The following is an 18,189-nucleotide window of genomic DNA, read 5'->3' on the forward strand; positions in this document are numbered from 1 at the left end:
GGTAGCGGGGAGAGGAAGGGATAGCGAAATCGTGGCTCTACGAATAGAAACGTGATATTAAGGCGTACATAGCGGATAAGGAGGCATAGAACTCTAAAGTCCAAGAAGGTAGTCGTAACCTATGTGCGTAAATCACGAGAGTAAACGAGGAAAGATGTACGACTTATCCCGTGAGGTCTTGTCGAGGTAATAGCCTAGTAACAACGAACGACAAGAAGTCAGCCGAACCCATAGTAGTGAAGAAACTTCTGTAATGGAAGTGGAGCGAAGGGGTGAACAGTTAACCGAAGTATACCTACTTCACTTGTATCTGTAACACTAAGGGTCTGATAGAACTGGAGGCAGTCACGTATTGACTAGAGGAAGGTCCACCAATTTAAGATGTCCTACAGATAGCGAAACAAGAAAGGAATACACACATGTCTAAACTACTAGACCAGATATTATCGAGAGACAATCTTCTCGAAGCCTATAAGCAGGTCAAAGCCAACAAGGGTTCTGCAGGTATTGATGGTGTCACAGTTGATACGATTGATGATTACCTGAGAGAGCACTGGCGAGAAACCAAAAAGCAGATATTGGAAAGAAAGTATAAACCTCAGCCAGTATTGCGAGTTGAGATTCCGAAACCTAATGGAGGTGTCCGTCAGCTAGGTATTCCAAGCATGATGGATAGGATAATTCAACAGGCCATCGTACAGGTTTTAAGTCCAATCTTTGAAAGTCAATTTTCGGACTATAGCTATGGCTTCCGTCCCAATCGCTCTTGTGAGACAGCCTTGGTCAAATTACTGGAATATCTGAATGATGGTTACGAATGGATTGTAGACATAGACTTAGAGAAGTTCTTCGATACAGTCCCACAAGACAGACTCATGTCCTTGGTACATCGTGTCATCGAGGATGGAGATACTGAGTCACTTATCCGAAAATACCTTCATTCAGGAGTTGTGATAAATGGTCAGCGCCAGAAAACCTTAGTAGGAACACCTCAAGGGGGAAACCTCTCACCGCTCTTGTCTAATATCATGCTTCATGAACTAGACAAGGAGTTGGAAAAACGGGGTCTGCGTTTCGTACGCTATGCGGATGATTGTGTTATCACAGTCGGAAGTGAAGCTGCGGCAAAGAGGGTTATGCATTCGGTCAGTCACTTTATAGAAAAACGACTAGGCCTCAAGGTGAACATGGAAAAGACAAAAATTGTCCGACCAACAAAACTGAAGTACCTAGGCTATGGCTTCTGGAAATCTCCAAAGGGCTGGCGTAGTCGCCCTCACCAAGAAAGTGTGCAGAAGTTTGTAAGGAAACTTAAGCAACTGACTTCTAGGAAATGGAGCATCAGCCTGAGTGAACGAATCACACTATTAAACTCTGTCATCAGAGGTTGGGTCAACTACTTTTCAATCACGGACATGAAAACGGTGATGTCAAAAGTAGATGAGCGACTTCGAACGAGAATACGAGTAATTATCTGGAAACAGTGGAAAAAGAAGTCAGGTCGCCTATGGGGCTTACTGAAACTCGGAGTTCCTAGATGGATAGCGGACAAAGTGTCAGGTTGGGGTGACCATTATCAACTAGTAGCACAAAAGTCAGTATTAAAGAGAGCAATATCAAAACCAGTCCTCGCCAAACGAGGACTGGTCAGCTGTCTCGATTACTACTTAAAACGACATGCGTTAAAAGTTAACTGAACCGCCGTGTGCCGAACGGCACGCACGGTGGTGTGAGAGGGACTATCCATTAGTCTCTACTCGATTTCCTAAGGAAATTTCTGACTCAAACCTACTTAGTAAAGTAATAAGAGTTAAAACAACGGAAAATTTTTTTCATAGTTTAGACTAAATCGCATTTTTGTTCCCCTAATAGGTAGAGGGATATAGTTAGCTGATAACTTGACTTATTGAGGCTTTAGAGTGATATATAGTGTGCTGTACATAGGGAGGATATTAAATGACGGTAAAGTTAATTAAGGCAAAACACACCCCTAAAAAACAACGAGTCTGTGCCTATGTTAGGGTATCGACCACTAACAGTAGTCAGTTGGATTCCCTTGAGAATCAGATAGCTTATTTTACAAATCTATATGGCAATCGAGATGATGTTACCTTTGTGGGTGTCTATCACGACAAGGGGATTTCAGGTTCAACTGATTATCGCCCTAGCTTTCAAGCTATGATTGAGGATTGTCGGAAGGGGCAAATAGATTTGATACATACCAAGTCTATCTCACGCTTTGCGAGGAGCACCATGACAATACTTGAAGTTAGTCGTGAGTTGAAAGTATTTGGTGTTGGAATCTATTTTGAAGAACAGAACATCAATACACTTTCGAGTGAAGGAGAGGTCATGCTTTCAGTTTTGGCTAGTCTAGCTGAAGAAGAATTAGAAAGTATGAGCGCTAATCAGCGTTGGGCTTTTCAAAAAAAGTTTCAACGAGGAGAAATGGTTATCAATACCAAGCGTTTTATGGGTTACGATGTGGATGATAAGGGAGAGTTGGTTATTAATGAGGAAGAAGCTTTGGTTGTGAGACGGATTTTTCATCTCTATTTGGATGGTATGGGTCTTCATCGCATCGCCAAGCAACTCAATCACGAGAAAGTTCCTACCGTTACAGGAGCAAAGTGGTATGACACCACTATCCGAAATATTCTAAGAAATGAAAAGTATAAGGGCTCTGCTCTTCTTCAAAAATATTTTCAAGATGGTGTGAACGGCAAGAAACGCTTGAACGAAGGAGAGGTGGAACAATATCTTATTGAAGATAACCATGAGGCTATTATTTCAAAGGACGACTGGCAAGTGGTTCAGGAGAAATTAAACCAAAACAGTCGGAATCAAGGGACGAATAAAATTTATCGTTTTACAGGTCTCCTCAAATGTCAATATTGTAGCTCAACTCTCAAGCGACAGGTTTCCTACAAGGGAAAGATTGTCTGGTGTTGTTCTAAGTATATTAAAGAGGGTAAAGTTTCCTGTCAAGGGATGAGAGTACCTGAAAACGATATAAATGATTGGCAAATACAGACAGCAGTAACCGTAATAGAAAGGATTGAAGATGGGCAAAAACATTACAGTTATTCCAGCAAAGAAGGTACAGGTAACAACGCTACACCATATCAAAGAGAAAATCAGAGTAGCCGCCTATTGTCGGGTGTCCACCGACCAAGACGAACAGCTATCAAGCTATGAGAACCAAGTCAGGTATTATCGAGATTACATCTTAAAGCATGAGGATTATGAGCTTGTAGATATCTATGCGGATGAAGGCATTTCAGCAACCAATACAAAAAAACGTGATGCTTTTAACCGCTTGATACAAGATTGTAGGGCAGGTAAGGTGGATAGAATTTTGGTCAAGTCAATTAGTCGATTTGCTAGAAATACCTTGGATTGTATCAAGTATGTCCGAGAGCTTAAGGAGCTTGGGATTGGTGTTACCTTTGAAAAAGAGAATATCGATAGTCTAGATTCCAAAGGAGAAGTACTTTTAACTATTTTATCTTCACTTGCCCAAGACGAATCACGCTCCATTTCAGAGAACTCTACATGGGGAATTCGAAAGAAATTTGAACGTGGCATTGTTCAAGTCAATACGACCAAGTTCATGGGCTACGACAAGGATGAGAATGGTAGGTTAGTCATTAATCCAGAGCAAGCTGAGGTTGTTAAATACATCTATAGCCAGTTCTTAAAAGGTTACAGTCCAGAAAGCATTGCCAAGGAACTCAACGCCAAAGATATCAAGGGCTGGTCAGGAAAAGCCAACTGGTATCCAAGTAGCATTCTCAAAATGCTTCAGAACGAGAAATACAAAGGGGATGCTTTACTCCAGAAAACTTATACCGTTGATTTTCTGACAAAGAAACGAGTTCAAAATGACGGTCAGGTTAACCAATACTATGTGGAAGACAGCCATGATGGCATCATTGATGAGGAAATTTGGGAGACTGTTCAATTAGAAATCGCCAGGCGTAAAACCTACCGAGAAGAGCATCAGCTTAAGACCTATATTATGCAGAATGAGGATAACCCTTTTACCACCAAAGTGTTCTGCGGAGCCTGTGGGTCAGCCTTTGGACGGAAGAATTGGGCAACCAGTCGAGGTAAACGCAAGGTTTGGCAATGTAACAACCGCTATCGCATAAAGGGAGTGGAAGGGTGTTACAGTAGCCATTTGGATGAGGCGACACTTAAGCAGATTTTCCTAAAGGCATTAGAGCTACTGAGCGAGAACATTGATTTGCTTGATGGCAAGTGGGAGAAAATCTTAGCAGAGAATCGACTGCTTGATAAGCACTACAGCATGGCATTGAGTGACCTGCTTAGGCAGGAGCAGATAGCTTTTAACCCTTTAGATATGTGCCGAGTGCTAGACCATGTCAGGATAGGACTTGATGGTGAAATTACCGTTCGCTTCCTGGAAGGAACTGAAGTAGATTTATAAAGTAGACGAGAGGCTGTAACGACAGTGGGAAACCATTGTTGTTACAGCCTTTTTTGCGTTTTTGTGGTAGAATACCAATAGCAAATAGAAATTTTGCTGAATGGTAGGAGTGAAGAATGAGATTTAACGTTGTAAAAAGTACCACTGAAATTATCAATGATAACGAAATCTACTTAATTCATACTGCTTGGGATGACTGGTTTCAATATAATACAAAGTATCGTGTATATTTGAAACAAGGCAGCACGGTAATTAAGTTAGGCGAAACTAAAATTGCTGAGACTGGCCTCGAAACAGGTGGTCCAAATTTACCAGATAATTTTGAATTTCTTGGCAGCGAATTTTATTCTTTAGGTACGGATTCAGAATACTATAAAAATATTTTAGATAATTTTAGCAGTGATTTAGAAAGAAATGATTTTTATAGATCAATTCGAGATGTAGCTGCGGATGATAGAATTTATAACGATGTAAAAAACTTAGATCCGTTTATTAGTTCATTGAGTAGGGGAATTAGAAATACCTTGATTGAGGGAAACTTTCGAAGACTAACTCAAGGCATCTCAGAGCCGAAAGATTTCTCCTTTTCTTTTGTGCCTAACGAAAGTTGTAAACTTGAATTTAATATTGATCCATCAAGGAAACCTGTTCCAACAAATGTACATGCTATAGTTGGAAGAAATGGTGTTGGGAAGTCTACATTGTTAAAGGATTTGCTCATAAGTATAAAAGATGAAGATGCATCCAAGTTTATTACTGGTGAGGGTGTTTGGGCTGGGATTGAAAAAATCCATGATTTTTTCTCAAATATATTATTTTTTAGTTATAGTATTTTTGATGAAAAACCTGATATAAAATCAAATTATAGTAAAGAAGGGATGTCCTTTATCCCAATAACATATAGTTCAACTCTTTTAAGTATTTGTAAAGAAAAGTATCCTGATATGGATTTTAATGAGTATTATGATGCAAAAATTAACCGTTTAAAATTTATCAATGAAGCCGGTGAATGTGTTTCACCAGAGGAAATCTCCAATCAAGATACTATTGAAACTAAAGATGGTACAGATATTAGAATTACTGAAAAAACTGAGGAAGTTGAAAAAGTTAAAAGGCCGAATCCTTGGACTTGGATATTTATGGATAGTCTATTAAATTGCCTTGAAAGGAAACCAATCCTCTGGACCAAAATGATGAGGATTTTGTATTCGGATCCAATATTTTCTGAATTAGATTGTATTAGCTTAGTGAGCAATTTTCTTGAACAAGAAAGCAATGAATATCTTCGAACATTTTATAATTTCTTTGAAAAATTGAGCTCTGGGCATAAAATTGTGATGTTATCTTTAACCCGGATGATTGAGCTTGCTGAAGAAAAAGTACTGGTTATTATAGATGAACCTGAGTTATATCTCCATCCTCCTCTGTTAAGTAGTTTTATTAGATGTTTATCAGAATTGATGATACAAAGAAATGGTGTAGCCATTTTAGCAACTCATTCTCCTGTAGTTTTGCAAGAGTTACAATCTACAACTGTACATAAAATAAGTAGAATCGGAAGCACTTTAATCGCTGAACGACCAGAAGTTGAGACATTTGGCCAGAGTATCAGTTCGTTGATGACCGAAGTCTTTTCTCTTGAAACTGAAAAATCTGGCTTTATCACTGTAATTGACAATATAATCAAAGGCTCTGTTTCAGAAGAACAAACTTTGGATACTTACCTAGATTATTTTGGTTCCCTTGGAAAAAGTTTACTGGTAAATAAGTTATTAAACAAAAGAAATGGAGTTGTAAGTGAAGAGTACGATTATTCCGACTAGTAGAGTCACTGACTTTTATCTTCGGTTTTGTAGTAACATGAAAACTTCTCCCATTAAAGACAAATTTATTGGTATTTATCCTAAAATAATAAATGAAGAATGTCGATATTTTTATTTTGCTAGCATGAACTCAATAGAGAAGTATACAAATAGTAGATATCTGGAGGATAATAGTTTAAAATCTGAAGATTTTGATAAATTATTTGAACGGTTTAAAAAAAGTTCATCAACTAGTGATGTTAAGAAATATTTGCTAGAAACGGTGAGTAACAGTAAATGTATCTATTGTGAGAAAAGGTCAGGCAATGATTCATTGGATCATTTATTACCAAAATCAAAGTTTGGATATTTGGCAGTCGTACCTACCAATTTAATTTCATGTTGTTCAACATGTAACTCAAAGAAAAATGCTTCTACTAATGGTTTTATTCACCCTTATTTTGAAAAATTTAATGAGTATAATTTTATAAAGTGTCATTTGAAAATTGATAATATAAAAGGTTTCAAGGTTATTTGTGTTGATTTTTCATTTGTCCCATTTGGACAATCTTCATATGAGTATGGATTGTCACGACGATTAAATGAACTTTTTGATATTTTGGATTTAAACAAGAGATATTCAGATTACTGTATCGAACTAATTAATGAATGTATATTGGAGTGGAAAGAGGATTGTGAAGCAGGTAAGGAATTCTTCCTGGGGCAATTAAAGAAAGTGCTTCGAAGTAGACAGAAACAATATAGTAATAATTCTTTTATCATTGCATTTTACCAAGAGTTCATTGATAATATAGAATCAGAGAAAATTACAATAAATGATATTAAAAATATTTCTTAACAAAATTCTTTAAATTTATTTAGTTTCCGTTCCACAGTATCATTCTAAAATCACTTCCCTACCTTTTCGTCTATTAGTATAGAAGTAAGCTCTCAGCACACATAGAAGTAGTTGGTTTGTTAGAAAAATGTAATTAGCTTGTTTCTCCTGTCAGTATAACGATTTAAAAATGTCAAAATGACTTTTAATTGTCAAGTATACATTATGTTGAGGGGAATACTGAATATGGTGTAGTCAAAAATTAAGATATATTTTTATAAAAAACGAGGATATAAGCTATGTTAATCAGGTTTGTTAAAAATATTTTTAAAAAGGTGAATACAACAAAAACTCCAAGCAGGCTTCGCCTGCTAACTCATGACGGAAAATAAGTTCAGGTATATAATAAAGATGAGCAATACAAATCCGTAAGTTTATTAGGGCTTTGCCGAGCCTGTAACAAAAACTGGATGAATAAGAGTCATGAGATAACTCGAATACGCCTTGAGCGTGAAAATAAAATTACAAAACAGCCTCTTATTCGATTGTTCAAATAATAGAATAGGAGGCTTTTCATATGGAAGCTATGGTTGAAACTTGTTGTGGAATTGATGTTCACCAAAAATCTATTGTCTGCTGTATCTTAGATGGGCCTTTAGATACTAATAAACCAAAAAAATTTCAGAAATCCTTTGGAACGACAACTCGCTCCCTACAAGGGGCTTTGGATTGGATACTCGATCACGGAGTAACGCATGTCTTTTTGGAAAGTACTGGACAGTACTGGATTCCTGTCTTTAATATTTTTTCTGAATCTAGTTTGGAATTCTCCTTGGCACATCCACAACGAGTCAAAAATGTTCCGGGCCGGAAAACAGATATGAAAGATGCCGAATGGTTAGCACAACTGGGCCGCTGTGGTTTAATTGAATCATCCTATTTACCCACACCTGAAGTTATGGAGCTTCGGCTACTAACTCGAAGATATCGCTCCTATAAAGAGAGCCTTACTCAGATTAAAAATGAGATTCATAATCTTCTTCAGAGATCCAATATTAAATTAACAAGCTTCCTTTCTGACATATTTTCAAAAACCGGTCAGGCTTTACTGGAATTATTCATAAACGGAGAAGTCATTGATGAAGAGAGTGTTCGAGCTTGTATGCACGGCCGTGTCAAAGCTCAAGCTATAGACTTGGTTGAAGCCATGAATGGAAAACTCTCCAGCGAGGACTGTTTTCTCATGTCACAAAGTCTAATACAATATCGCATGATACAGAGTCTCATTGAGGATTTGGATAAGCATATTAAATCCTATATAAATAAACACTTCCCCGAAGAATATCAATTATTAATGACTGTACCTGGGATAAGTGAAAATGCAGCTGCTGTTATCTTAGCAGAAATTGGTCCTGATGTAGATGCATTTCCAACAGATGGACACCTAGCCTCATGGGCTGGTCTATGTCCAGGTTCCTATGAAAGTGCTGGTATTAAAAAATCCTCGCGAATAACGCAAGGAAATAAATACTTAAAACATGCCTTAACGATCTCGGGTATGATAGCAGGTCACTCCAAAGATCCAGCTTTCTCATCTTTATACAATCGAGTTTCCCAAAGAGGAAGTAAGATGAAGGCTGTTATCGCTTGTGCTCATAAGATACTAAGAATTGTCTATAAACTTTTGGAAACACATCAAACTTATGAGCCAGAAAAAGCATTAGGGATGCGGCAACACCCTTAAGACATCTTTAAATATGTTCACCTTAAGTATAACACAGATAGTGTTTTTTTGCGCTTTTTTACTGTGTTATTTTCAAATAAAAATTCTGTAGATAGCAATAAAACTCAGGAAATGGAGTTGACTGATTTAGTATTTTCTCTATACGATTACAGGATGAAAAAAGAAAACATCATCAAACCTAAACTTTTTAAAAATATTAGAGTTAAGGGAAAAATTATTGAACATAAAATAGATATCTATGTTGAATTTGTTCAAATGAATAATTTAGAACGAACAGTTATAAAAACAATAGATAGTAAAATTGTAAAAGCTGAGGATGTATGGCAGTTTGACAATCTCTTAAAGGATTTAGGCTATTTTCCTAAAGGGGTTCTATATTATAACAATAAAATAGATGATGAAGCATTGAATATTGCTGAAAATAGACGTATTCAAGTTATACATTTTGATATGATGGAAGAAACTAGAAAAAATGTTCTCCAATCTCTTGGTCAAATTTTACCTGATAGAAATGTTATAGGTGACCCTTTTTGGACTCTAATGGAGATTGATGAACGTACTAAAAATAATACAGGAAATTATTTTGTTATAGAAAACTCTTTGCCACTCTTTACATCAAAAAAATTGCAGAGGCCTGTTGTAAACTGAAAGAAGGCTATGCTGTTTTTGGCATTTCGCAGAAACATTTGTGCTATCTAATTTCTCTCGTTGAAACAGGGAGGTATCCATATAGATTAGGTATTATTCGTCCAAGTAAGCAACAATCTGCTTCAATGAATTATCGTGTAGAAATGCATGATGTTGAATATAAAACAATTAGAGAAATATATGTGAGGTGAAACTGGTGGGAAAAGGTGAGGACTTTGAAAAAGTAATTGCAGATATTTGCTCATGGCTTTCAAAGAAAGAGAGAGTAAATGCAAAAATCAACACTAAAGTTCAAATACCTGGCGATGATGGAACAACTCATGAAATAGATGTTCTGTACACATTTGAACATTTCGGTATATCCTACCAGGTGGGTATAGAGTGTAAAAATTGGAAAAATCCAATCAATGTGGGTGAATTAAGAAATTTTGACTATAAATTGAATCATATTGGTGGAATTAGTGGCATATTTGTTTCTGCAGAAAGTAAGTTTCAAAAAGGAGCGCGCAAGGTATCAGAGTATAATGGAATTAAATTAGTAAAATATGAAGAATTTGCTGTTTTTGCGATGTCTGAATATATTAAATACTTAAAACCGGATTTCAATACAATTGGAGATCCATTTTGGATGTTAATGAATACAGTTGGTAATACACCTATGGAACAAAATAGTATTTTACCAAATAAGATTTTTCTGTTCTCAAGTAAGAAAATGGCTGAAGATTACAAAACTCAAGAATTTGAAAATAACAATGACATTATTGTTGTGGGAGTTTCTCAAGAGCATTTAAAAGAAATAAAAAAATTTAATGAACATGATAAAGTTCATGTGTATTTGAAGGATTTTACGTCAGACTTTGTTGAATTAAGTCAATGGGATATTGATTTATATATACGATAGGATTAGAGCGAATTGAGTTGATTTTTTGACAAAGAGACGAGATCTTAATGATGGTCAAGTCAACCAATACTATGTGGAAGATAGTCATGAAGCTATTATTGACAAAGACACATGGGAATTAGTACAGTTGGAATTGGCAAGGAGGAAAGCCTTTCGTGAGGATCATCTACTGAAGTCTTACATCGTGCAAAATGACGATAATCCATTCACCACAAAGGTCTTCTGTGCAGAATGTAGATCGTCCTTTGGTCGAAAGAACTGGATCATCAGTCGAGGTAAACGTAATATTTGGTAGTTATAGGGTCAAAGGATAAATTGGCTATCAGAATAATTATATTGATGAAGAAACGCTAGAGAAAGACGTGGTTATGGCTGTAGAACTATTGAGTGAGAACGCAAACCTGTTATATGGAAGTGGAATAAGATTCGGGAGGAAAATCGTTCATTAAAAAAGTATTATAGTACAAAACCATGGGTGTATCTTCAAAAAAGAGTGGCAAATTGCTATTCGTGCAAAGAAAGCTGGGACGTTGACCAATGAACAAAGGATGTTATTAAACAATGGACATTGGAAGGATGAAGAATAATTTTGAGTTTTATACTGGCTATGAGGGAGAGCCAGAGATTGTTTTATCAATTGATGGTTAACCGAATTATTCTCTTCATATTTGGGAGGGATACTTTACAGATATTTTTGAAGAACCAGTAATCACTGATAAAGGATGGTCAGGCTTTACAAAGGATTATCATCAATTAGAAAGAATATATGGAACTTCTCAGAAAGAGTATTTAATTTCTCCAAGAGAGTATTTCGACGATTTGATGCTATATAAAAATCGGAAATTTGATTATGAAGAAACTAGTGAAGTTTTTGAATTAATTCAGTGCTTTCTTAAGTTTGCAATTGATAAAAAAGTAAAAGTTAAGCTTGAACTTAACTAAATGTAATAAAATAGTTTTGCGACAGAGTAAAATTCTATACGACAAACGGAGAAGAAAACTAGTTATTGTTAGTTTTCAGTAACCAAGAATGTTCGCAATAACGATGTCTTAAGCATTGGATTTAGGAGGTTCCATCATGAGTATTTGGGATGAATTAAAATTGGTCCATTTGGCTAGTAGGAGGTCATTTGAGAGAGGACTTCGTTACTATTTCCAAAAGAAAGTTCTGGGAATGGAGATCTTGGCTGAAGGTGTTTTCAATGGAGAAGTCAGTGGTTCGAATCATCAAATTTATCAAGTAGAAATCTATATTCATCAGCCACGTAAGTCGAACTGCACTTGTCCTTTTGCAGCTGGTAGACAAGTTGTCTGCAAACATATGGTTGCCCTTTATTTCCAACAGTTCCCAGAACAAGCACAAGCGGTGCTTGATTATTGGGAGCAAGAGGAACGAGAAAAAGAGATGCTCCGTCAAGCTATGGAAGATGAGATGCGATTGCTACGAGAGCAGAAGCTTCAAAAAATTACAGCCTATGTAGACAAGCTGACCCCAGATCAATTACGGGAGGAATTGATCGAAACTTTGATGAAAATGGAAGAGCTCACTAGTCAAGAAACGGATGTTTTTTACGAAGAAGAAGACTACGAAGATGACTGGTATGATGAAGAGAATGGATACTTTTTCTTCTGAGATAGCTATTTTTGACTGAATTTCCCCCAATTTTGGCTCACTAACCATTAGGTTAGTGAGCTTTTTTCATAATAAGCTTGAACATTATATCGAGGTTTGATATAATTTAGCTATAACGTATCCCGATATATCGTATGTAGATGTAAGAAAGAGAGGATTTATGATTAGTGACAAATTGAAAAGAAGTTATGTTCCCATGACGGAATCTGCCTTCTACATCTTGTTCAGCCTTCAATCGCCCCAGCATGGCTATGGAATTGGACAGAATGTCAAAAGCTTGACCAATGACGAAGTGAAAATTGGACCTGGGACTATGTATGGTTCTTTGTCAAAAATGGAAAGGGACGGACTCATCCAATTTGTAGGTGAGGAAGAAAAAAGGAAGATCTACGTCATCACGGAACTCGGTAAGGAAATTCTAGACATAGAAATACAACGAATTGCAAGATTGTATCGGAATAGTAGAGGAGAATAAGTAATGGCAAAAAGAAAAGTTCTGTTTAAATGGTTTACAATTGCAGATTATCTTGAGGAAGAAATTTGGTTGTCCCAGCAGCAACAACAAGGTTGGAAATTGGTTGATATTAAACCGATTGGGATTTTTGTTTTTGAAGAAACCACTGAAACACAAGCCATCTACAAACTGGATTTTAAAAATCAGAATCCAGCAGAGGATTATATTCAGATGTATCGAGATTATGGCTGGGAATATGTAACCAAATGCAATGGTTGGAATTATTTCAGAAGCATTGAGGGATCGCAAGTAGGTGCTGAGGAATTGGATATTTTTTCAGATGATGCTTCAAAATTGGAGATGATTCAAGAAGTTTTTCAAAAACGAATTCTCCCGATTGTTGCTATCTTTTTATCGATTATTCTCCCGACCCTTTTTAGAAAAATAAATGTATCATCAGGAATTGCAAGTTTTATCTTTAATTTTTATGTCTTTCTTGCAATTGTTTATGTTCTTTTATTGGGATATACAGGTTGGAAATTATTGAAATTAAAGCGCTCCTTAACAAATCGTATTCGAAATTAAACGATTTTCTCTTTAAATATGGAAGCGACTGTTATTTTCCCTGATAAAGTTTCTACAGTAAATAATTGAAGAATATAAAACAAAATGCTAACATTTCGTCAAAGTGTTAGCATTTTGTTTCTGTTGATAAGATTTTTTCCAAAAATCAATGTTTTCATTTTCTAGAAACCTACAATTGTGCTATAATGAGTATCAAAACATAGCATAATTGTAGGTTGTTTGTGATGAATCAAAAGGAAAAGATACTTAAGTTAGCAGAAGAAAATAATGGAATTGTAACGACCAAACAGGCAACAGCACTTGGAGTTGGTAGATGGGTATTTCAAGAATTAGTTGAATCAGAGATGTTGTACCAAGTTCAGAGAGGAATCTATGTAACGGAAGATGGTTTTGTAGATGATTTCTTTTTATTGCAAGAACGCTATCCAAAAGGGGTTTATTCTCATGAGACGGCACTTTATCTTTTAGGTTATTCCGATAGAGTTCCCATTGAGATAAATATGACCTTTAAGCAGGGGGTTTCAACGTCTCGAATGAAGTTGGACAATATTAGGCCAGTTACCATTAGCAACAAGGAACAGTTTGATGTTGGGATAATCACTGTTGTCAGACCTGGTGGAACAGAAGTCAAGGTTTATGAAATTGAGCGTGTATTAGTTGATTTGATGAAAACAACCTATAATGCAGATTTGGAACAGGTTATACCGGCTTATCGAAGATATGCGGCAAGTAAAGGAAAGGATGTAAATAAGCTCTTTCGATATGCTAAGATGTTCGGTGTAGAAGAGAAAGTCAGAAATTACATGGGGGTATTGTTATGATTTTCAAAAATGCAATGAGTTTCAAAGCTAAAATTAAGGCAGTTTCAAAGGAAAAGGCTATTCCAGCGCAACAGGTTCAACAAAATTATCTGATTGAAGCTTTTCTGGCTAAACTATCGAAATCTGAATATAGATCGAATTTTATTGTTAAAGGCGGTTATTTGATTGGTGGAATTCTAGGCTTGGATCTGCGTACAACGATGGATTTAGATACTACAATTAAGGGTTTTACACTTACAGAAGATAGACTGCTTAAAATTGCTCATGAAATAATCAAAACACCGACAGATGAGTCTTTTCTGTTTGAAGTCGATGGAGTGGAGGAAATTCGTGAAACAGATGACTATCCAGGTTTAAGGCTCAAGTTGATTGCTTCTTTTGAAAGAATTAGGGAGGTGGTCACTGTTGACGTAACAACAGGAGATGTCATTACCCCTAAAGAAGTTAAATTTTATTTTAACAGGTTATTTGAAGATAATCGGATTGAATTACTGTCCTATCCTGTAGAAACCATTCTAGCTGAAAAAATAGATACGATACTTTCACGCGGTATCGGAACAACACGCTCTCGTGATTATTATGATGTATACATTTTATCTCGGTTACAGAGTGATCGGATTGACTTTCCAGTCTTAGGACAAGCATTGACAAATACGATGTTAAAACGGCATTCGGTTTTCAAGTCATCTGAATATTTATTAATTCTTGGTGAGATTCGTGAGAATCAATTTCAACAAGAGTTATGGAATAAATATCAAAAGCAATTTTCTTATGCTAGGGAAATAGCCTTTGAGGAAACTATTCAAGCTATTGAAGAGTTGATGAAAAAATTCATTTGTAGTCTCGTCTTTTCACATTCCAAAAAACCACAAACCGCTAACGTTTTCAATCAATGTTAGCGGTTTGTTTCGAATCTTCTTCCAACTGTACTTGAACTTCTTCGATAAAGGCTCGTTCAATCGGACTTTGTTTACGGTTTTTCTTCCAGATGAGGAAAAGCTTTGAGACTTCGAGATTTTCTATTGGGATGGTGACTAAATCTGGGTCATGTAAGATGCCATCAAAGGCGAGGGCGATTCCGACGCCTGCTTTGACTAGGAGGCCGGCGTTGTAGAGGAGATTATAGGTGGCGACAATTCTGGCTTGATCAAGTTCTTGGAAAATCAGGTGTTGGCTATCGGTTTGAGAGGAAATGATGAGGGGATAGGCTAGGGTATCGCTGACGCTTATCTTTTTTCGTTTGGCTAGTTTGTGGTTTTTAGGAACGATGATAGACCAGCGATCCTTTCTAGGGAGTTCTAGATGCTGGTATTTTTGTGGGATTTGGGTTCCGAATACGATTCCGAAGTCAAGGGTTCCTTGGTTTAGGCCTTCGTATACCTCGTCAGCGTTGCCGGATCGGAAATGAAGGCGGACTTGTGGGTAGAGAGCGGTCATGCTTTCACTGGCGCGTGCGATCAGTTGGAGTGAGGAGCTTTCGGCTGCTCCGATATGGATTTCTCCAGTAATGTCACCTTGTTTTCCAAGATTTTCTTCTGTTTTATGAACCAGGGACAGGATTTCCAGTGCCCGATTGTAGAGGTACTGTCCATCGTCTGTCAGCTGGATTTGGCGGCTCGAGCGGCTAAGGAGCAGGGTTCCGAATTCTTCCTCCAAGTCTTTGATTTGTCGCGACAGCGTTGGTTGGGTAATGCTGAGTTTTTCTGCGGCACGCGTGATACTTCCCTCTTGGGCGATGGTTACAAAGTAATTTAGAACACGTATATCCATTTTGTTATTCCTCCTTTTTTATTATATACCTAAAAAGCATATAATAGATAGAAAATAGGTATTTGTTATTTTATTTTGTGAGAGTTATACTGGTTTTACCGTAAAAATAGAAAGTAGGAAATCGCAATGAATCAGACTAAACTTGAAACAAAATGGGATAAGGTCTTTGCCAAAAGTGACCGGGTAAATCATGAAAAAGTGACGTTTACCAATCATTTCGGGATTGAATTGGTAGCGGATCTCTATAAACCTAAGGATGTATCCGAGAGCCTACCGGCTTTAGCCGTAGCGGGGCCTTTTGGAGCGGTTAAGGAACAGGTATCCGGGCTTTATGCACAAGAAATGGCTGAGCGAGGTTTTCTAACAATTGCTTTTGATCCCTCATTTACAGGAGAATCCGGAGGATTCCCACGTGCTATGCACTCTCCGGATATCAATACAGAAGATTTTCAAGCAGCGATTGATTTCTTGGTGACCCATCCACAGGTTGATGAAAATCGCATCGGGGCGATTGGAATCTGTGGCTGGGGTGGCTATGTCATCAACTTAGCTGCGATTGACCCACGAGTTAAGGTAGCTGTCGCTTCAACTCTATATGACCTTTCTCGTGTAGCTGCAAAGGGATATTTTGATGAAGCTGATAGTGAAGAAGCCCGCTACCAAACGCGTGTGGCTCTGGCTGAACAACGAACTGCTGATACTAAGACAGAAAAGTTCCAATTAGCAGGTGGTGTAGTGGATCCTTTGCCAGAGGATGCTCCTTATTTTGTGAAAGATTACTATGCTTATTATAAACAGCCTCGTGGCTACCACGCGCGTAGTGTCAATTCTAATGATGGTTGGGCTGTCCAAGCAGCCACTTCACTGGCTAACACTCGTTTGTGGCAATACAGCTATGAGATTCGCAATGCCGTTTTGATTGTACATGGAGACAAAGCCCATTCCTATTACATGGGAAAAGATGCCTTTGCCCAACTAAAAGGGGACAACAAAAAGCTACTGACAGTGGAAGGAGCTAGTCACACAGATTTATATGATCAAATCGATAAGATTCCATTTGATGAGATGAAGGACTTTATTCTTGAAAATATGAAATAGGATAAAGTGATGGCGAACTTGCTTGAGAAAATCCAAAATCAGGGTGAGATTCTACCTGGAGATCCGCTATTCAAAGAAATACACCAGATAAAGTCTGGGAAAGAGCCAATCATTCAGCGCTTAAACACTGGAATGATGTCAAAGGAAGAAATTCAAAAGCAAGAAAGCTCCATTACTAGTCTGAACCTCGATCAGTCTGTGGAAATTTCTCTCCCTTTCCAAACAGACTTTGGAGCCCATATCCGGTTTGGGAAGGATATCTTTATCAATAAGGAAGTTTTCTTTGTAGACTTAGGTGGAATTGAGATTGAAGACCACGTTTTAATTGGTCCCAGGGTAACACTTCTAACGGTCAATCATATCTTGGAACCCGCGAAAAGAAGGGGTTTAGTGACTCGGCCAATTAAAATAAGAAAAAATGCTTGGTTAGGGGCTGGTGTAACGGTTCTTCCTGGAGTTACGATTGGTGAAAATGCGGTTGTAGCGGCAAATAGCACGGTGACGAAGGATGTTCCAGCTAATACAATCGTAGCTGGTACTCCAGCAAAAGTCATTAGAAGTCTAGCCTAACAACTAGTTCATTGTAAAAAGGAGAAATAGCATTGTGGCGGTGTTTGTCACTTGGCAACTTCAAAATGCAACCTCGGTAGGTCAATTTACCCAACAAATGATGGAAGAGTATTCCGATTTAGAAGTTAGTTAAGTATAAATAGACACAAAAGAAATAATTAGAGAGTTTGTGGGACAGTCAGATTTTTATGAAGTTCGAGCTCTCCAGAGGCTAGGGTCTATTTCATTGATCGAGGGAATGGTTTTATTTGAAGCTAGAAGCAGAAATGTCTGGTTATTTTCATTCCAAGGGACTGGGAGCTGAGGTGGTGAGTTATGTTTCGGAGGCTAGCGATTGGTTTTTGACGGCAGCTGTTAAGGGAGAAGACGCGGTTGCTCAAAGATATATTCTTTTAGTTTATCTTTCATTACTGTGTTAGCTCGTCTTGCCGTACTTATTTGAAACTTTCTTCGAAAGTTTTATCAGCAACCTCAAAATCTCCCTCAAGATTTTGACCTGTCTACGACTTGCTGCCTTGTACTAAAAGTAAACTAAAACTCCAAGCAGGCTTCGCCTGCTAACTCATGACGGAAAATTAGTTCAGGTATATAATAAAGATGAGCAATACAAATCCGTAAGTTTATTAGGGCTTTGCCGAGCCTGTAACTAAAACTGGATGAATAAGAGTCATGAGATAACTCGAATACGCCTTGAGCGTGAAAATAAAATTACAAAACAGCCTCTTATTCGATTGTTCAAATAATAGAATGGGCGGCTTTTTACATGGAAGCTATGGTTGAAACTTGTTGTGGCATTGATGTTCACCAAAAATCTATTGTCTGCTGTATCTTAGATGGACCTTTAGATACTAATAAACCAAAGAAATTTCAGA

Annotated in this window: 18 protein-coding genes; 17 read left to right on the forward strand and 1 reads right to left on the reverse strand. The window is 37.3% G+C overall.

Going from position 1 to position 18,189, the window contains the following annotated elements:
• Positions 1–419 precede the first annotated feature (419 nt).
• The 14 genes from ltrA to JEQ21_RS06110 all read left to right on the forward strand — a co-directional run bounded on the left by ltrA (position 420) and on the right by JEQ21_RS06110 (position 14,778).
• The gene (gene ltrA, locus JEQ21_RS06045) at positions 420–1,697 is read left to right on the forward strand and encodes a group II intron reverse transcriptase/maturase (protein WP_199364542.1); all 1,278 of its coding nucleotides are present in this window, start codon (positions 420–422) and stop codon (positions 1,695–1,697) included.
• 259 nt (positions 1,698–1,956) lie between these two features.
• On the forward strand, positions 1,957–3,198 hold the full coding sequence (locus tag JEQ21_RS06050) for a recombinase family protein (protein ID WP_199364543.1): 1,242 nt from the start codon (positions 1,957–1,959) through the stop codon (positions 3,196–3,198).
• On the forward strand, positions 3,125–4,453 hold the full coding sequence (locus JEQ21_RS06055) for a recombinase family protein (protein WP_442805119.1): 1,329 nt from the start codon (positions 3,125–3,127) through the stop codon (positions 4,451–4,453). Before JEQ21_RS06050 ends, JEQ21_RS06055 begins: the two co-directional genes overlap by 74 nt.
• Positions 4,454–4,569: 116 nt before the next feature.
• A complete protein-coding gene (locus JEQ21_RS06060) occupies positions 4,570–6,276 on the forward strand; it encodes an AAA family ATPase (RefSeq protein WP_199364544.1) in 1,707 nt (568 codons plus the stop codon).
• Complete coding sequence (locus tag JEQ21_RS06065; protein ID WP_199364545.1) at positions 6,251–7,114, forward strand: HNH endonuclease; 864 nt, start codon at positions 6,251–6,253, stop codon at positions 7,112–7,114. The genes JEQ21_RS06060 and JEQ21_RS06065 overlap by 26 nt, the downstream gene beginning before the upstream one ends.
• A gap of 556 nt (positions 7,115–7,670) precedes the next feature.
• Entirely contained in the window at positions 7,671–8,837 is a 1,167-nt protein-coding gene (locus JEQ21_RS06070) for an IS110 family transposase (protein ID WP_199364546.1), read from the forward strand.
• 117 nt (positions 8,838–8,954) lie between these two features.
• Positions 8,955–9,485 (forward strand): hypothetical protein, encoded by a 531-nt coding sequence (locus JEQ21_RS06075; RefSeq protein ID WP_199364547.1) that lies wholly within the window; start codon positions 8,955–8,957, stop codon positions 9,483–9,485.
• Between the two features lie 196 nt (positions 9,486–9,681).
• Complete coding sequence (locus JEQ21_RS06080; protein WP_199364548.1) at positions 9,682–10,386, forward strand: restriction endonuclease; 705 nt, start codon at positions 9,682–9,684, stop codon at positions 10,384–10,386.
• A 25-nt stretch (positions 10,387–10,411) separates the two neighbouring features.
• Positions 10,412–10,681 carry a recombinase family protein gene (locus JEQ21_RS10290; protein WP_233340777.1) on the forward strand — a complete coding sequence of 90 codons (270 nt, stop codon included), beginning with the start codon at positions 10,412–10,414 and terminating at the stop codon, positions 10,679–10,681.
• 783 nt (positions 10,682–11,464) lie between these two features.
• Complete coding sequence (locus JEQ21_RS06090) at positions 11,465–12,019, forward strand: SWIM zinc finger family protein (RefSeq protein WP_199364549.1); 555 nt, start codon at positions 11,465–11,467, stop codon at positions 12,017–12,019.
• Positions 12,020–12,179: 160 nt separating this feature from the next.
• Entirely contained in the window at positions 12,180–12,494 is a 315-nt protein-coding gene (locus tag JEQ21_RS06095; RefSeq protein WP_199364550.1) for a PadR family transcriptional regulator, read from the forward strand.
• A 3-nt stretch (positions 12,495–12,497) separates the two neighbouring features.
• Complete coding sequence (locus JEQ21_RS06100) at positions 12,498–13,058, forward strand: DUF2812 domain-containing protein (RefSeq protein WP_199364551.1); 561 nt, start codon at positions 12,498–12,500, stop codon at positions 13,056–13,058.
• A gap of 224 nt (positions 13,059–13,282) precedes the next feature.
• A complete protein-coding gene (locus tag JEQ21_RS06105; protein ID WP_199364552.1) occupies positions 13,283–13,879 on the forward strand; it encodes a type IV toxin-antitoxin system AbiEi family antitoxin domain-containing protein in 597 nt (198 codons plus the stop codon).
• Entirely contained in the window at positions 13,876–14,778 is a 903-nt protein-coding gene (locus JEQ21_RS06110; RefSeq protein ID WP_199364553.1) for a nucleotidyl transferase AbiEii/AbiGii toxin family protein, read from the forward strand. The genes JEQ21_RS06105 and JEQ21_RS06110 overlap by 4 nt, the downstream gene beginning before the upstream one ends.
• Here the strand turns inward: JEQ21_RS06110 and JEQ21_RS06115 are convergent.
• Positions 14,765–15,649 carry a LysR family transcriptional regulator gene (locus JEQ21_RS06115; protein WP_199364554.1) on the reverse strand — a complete coding sequence of 295 codons (885 nt, stop codon included), beginning with the start codon at positions 15,647–15,649 and terminating at the stop codon, positions 14,765–14,767. The two genes, JEQ21_RS06110 and JEQ21_RS06115, sit on opposite strands and share 14 nt — an antisense overlap.
• Before the next feature lie 126 nt (positions 15,650–15,775).
• On the opposite strand from JEQ21_RS06115, the gene JEQ21_RS06120 reads away from it, so the two are divergent.
• From JEQ21_RS06120 to JEQ21_RS06130, 3 genes are all read left to right on the forward strand, one after another.
• Positions 15,776–16,747: an alpha/beta hydrolase gene (locus JEQ21_RS06120; RefSeq protein ID WP_199364555.1), complete on the forward strand. Its 972-nt coding sequence runs from the start codon at positions 15,776–15,778 to the stop codon at positions 16,745–16,747.
• Between the two features lie 9 nt (positions 16,748–16,756).
• A complete protein-coding gene (locus tag JEQ21_RS06125; protein ID WP_199364556.1) occupies positions 16,757–17,317 on the forward strand; it encodes a DapH/DapD/GlmU-related protein in 561 nt (186 codons plus the stop codon).
• A 248-nt stretch (positions 17,318–17,565) separates the two neighbouring features.
• Complete coding sequence (locus tag JEQ21_RS06130; protein ID WP_199364557.1) at positions 17,566–17,736, forward strand: hypothetical protein; 171 nt, start codon at positions 17,566–17,568, stop codon at positions 17,734–17,736.
• Positions 17,737–18,189: the final 453 nt, after the last annotated feature.

Origin of the sequence: Streptococcus sp. 121, from assembly GCF_016458205.1 — a bacterium.
In the GTDB taxonomy this organism is placed as follows: domain Bacteria; phylum Bacillota; class Bacilli; order Lactobacillales; family Streptococcaceae; genus Streptococcus.

Excerpts from the sequence above, each read along its gene's own strand:
- JEQ21_RS06120 (WP_199364555.1), top strand. The coding sequence starts at position 15,776 with ATGAATCAGACTAAACTTGAAACAAAATGGGATAAGGTCTTTGCCAAA.
- JEQ21_RS06070 (WP_199364546.1), top strand. The coding sequence starts at position 7,671 with ATGGAAGCTATGGTTGAAACTTGTTGTGGAATTGATGTTCACCAAAAA.
- JEQ21_RS06100 (WP_199364551.1), top strand. The coding sequence starts at position 12,498 with ATGGCAAAAAGAAAAGTTCTGTTTAAATGGTTTACAATTGCAGATTAT.
- JEQ21_RS06105 (WP_199364552.1), top strand. The coding sequence starts at position 13,283 with ATGAATCAAAAGGAAAAGATACTTAAGTTAGCAGAAGAAAATAATGGA.
- ltrA (WP_199364542.1), top strand. The coding sequence starts at position 420 with ATGTCTAAACTACTAGACCAGATATTATCGAGAGACAATCTTCTCGAA.
- JEQ21_RS06060 (WP_199364544.1), top strand. The coding sequence starts at position 4,570 with ATGAGATTTAACGTTGTAAAAAGTACCACTGAAATTATCAATGATAAC.
- JEQ21_RS06050 (WP_199364543.1), top strand. The coding sequence starts at position 1,957 with ATGACGGTAAAGTTAATTAAGGCAAAACACACCCCTAAAAAACAACGA.
- JEQ21_RS06115 (WP_199364554.1), bottom strand. The coding sequence starts at position 15,649 with ATGGATATACGTGTTCTAAATTACTTTGTAACCATCGCCCAAGAGGGA.
- JEQ21_RS06125 (WP_199364556.1), top strand. The coding sequence starts at position 16,757 with ATGGCGAACTTGCTTGAGAAAATCCAAAATCAGGGTGAGATTCTACCT.
- JEQ21_RS06090 (WP_199364549.1), top strand. The coding sequence starts at position 11,465 with ATGAGTATTTGGGATGAATTAAAATTGGTCCATTTGGCTAGTAGGAGG.
- JEQ21_RS06110 (WP_199364553.1), top strand. The coding sequence starts at position 13,876 with ATGATTTTCAAAAATGCAATGAGTTTCAAAGCTAAAATTAAGGCAGTT.
- JEQ21_RS06095 (WP_199364550.1), top strand. The coding sequence starts at position 12,180 with ATGATTAGTGACAAATTGAAAAGAAGTTATGTTCCCATGACGGAATCT.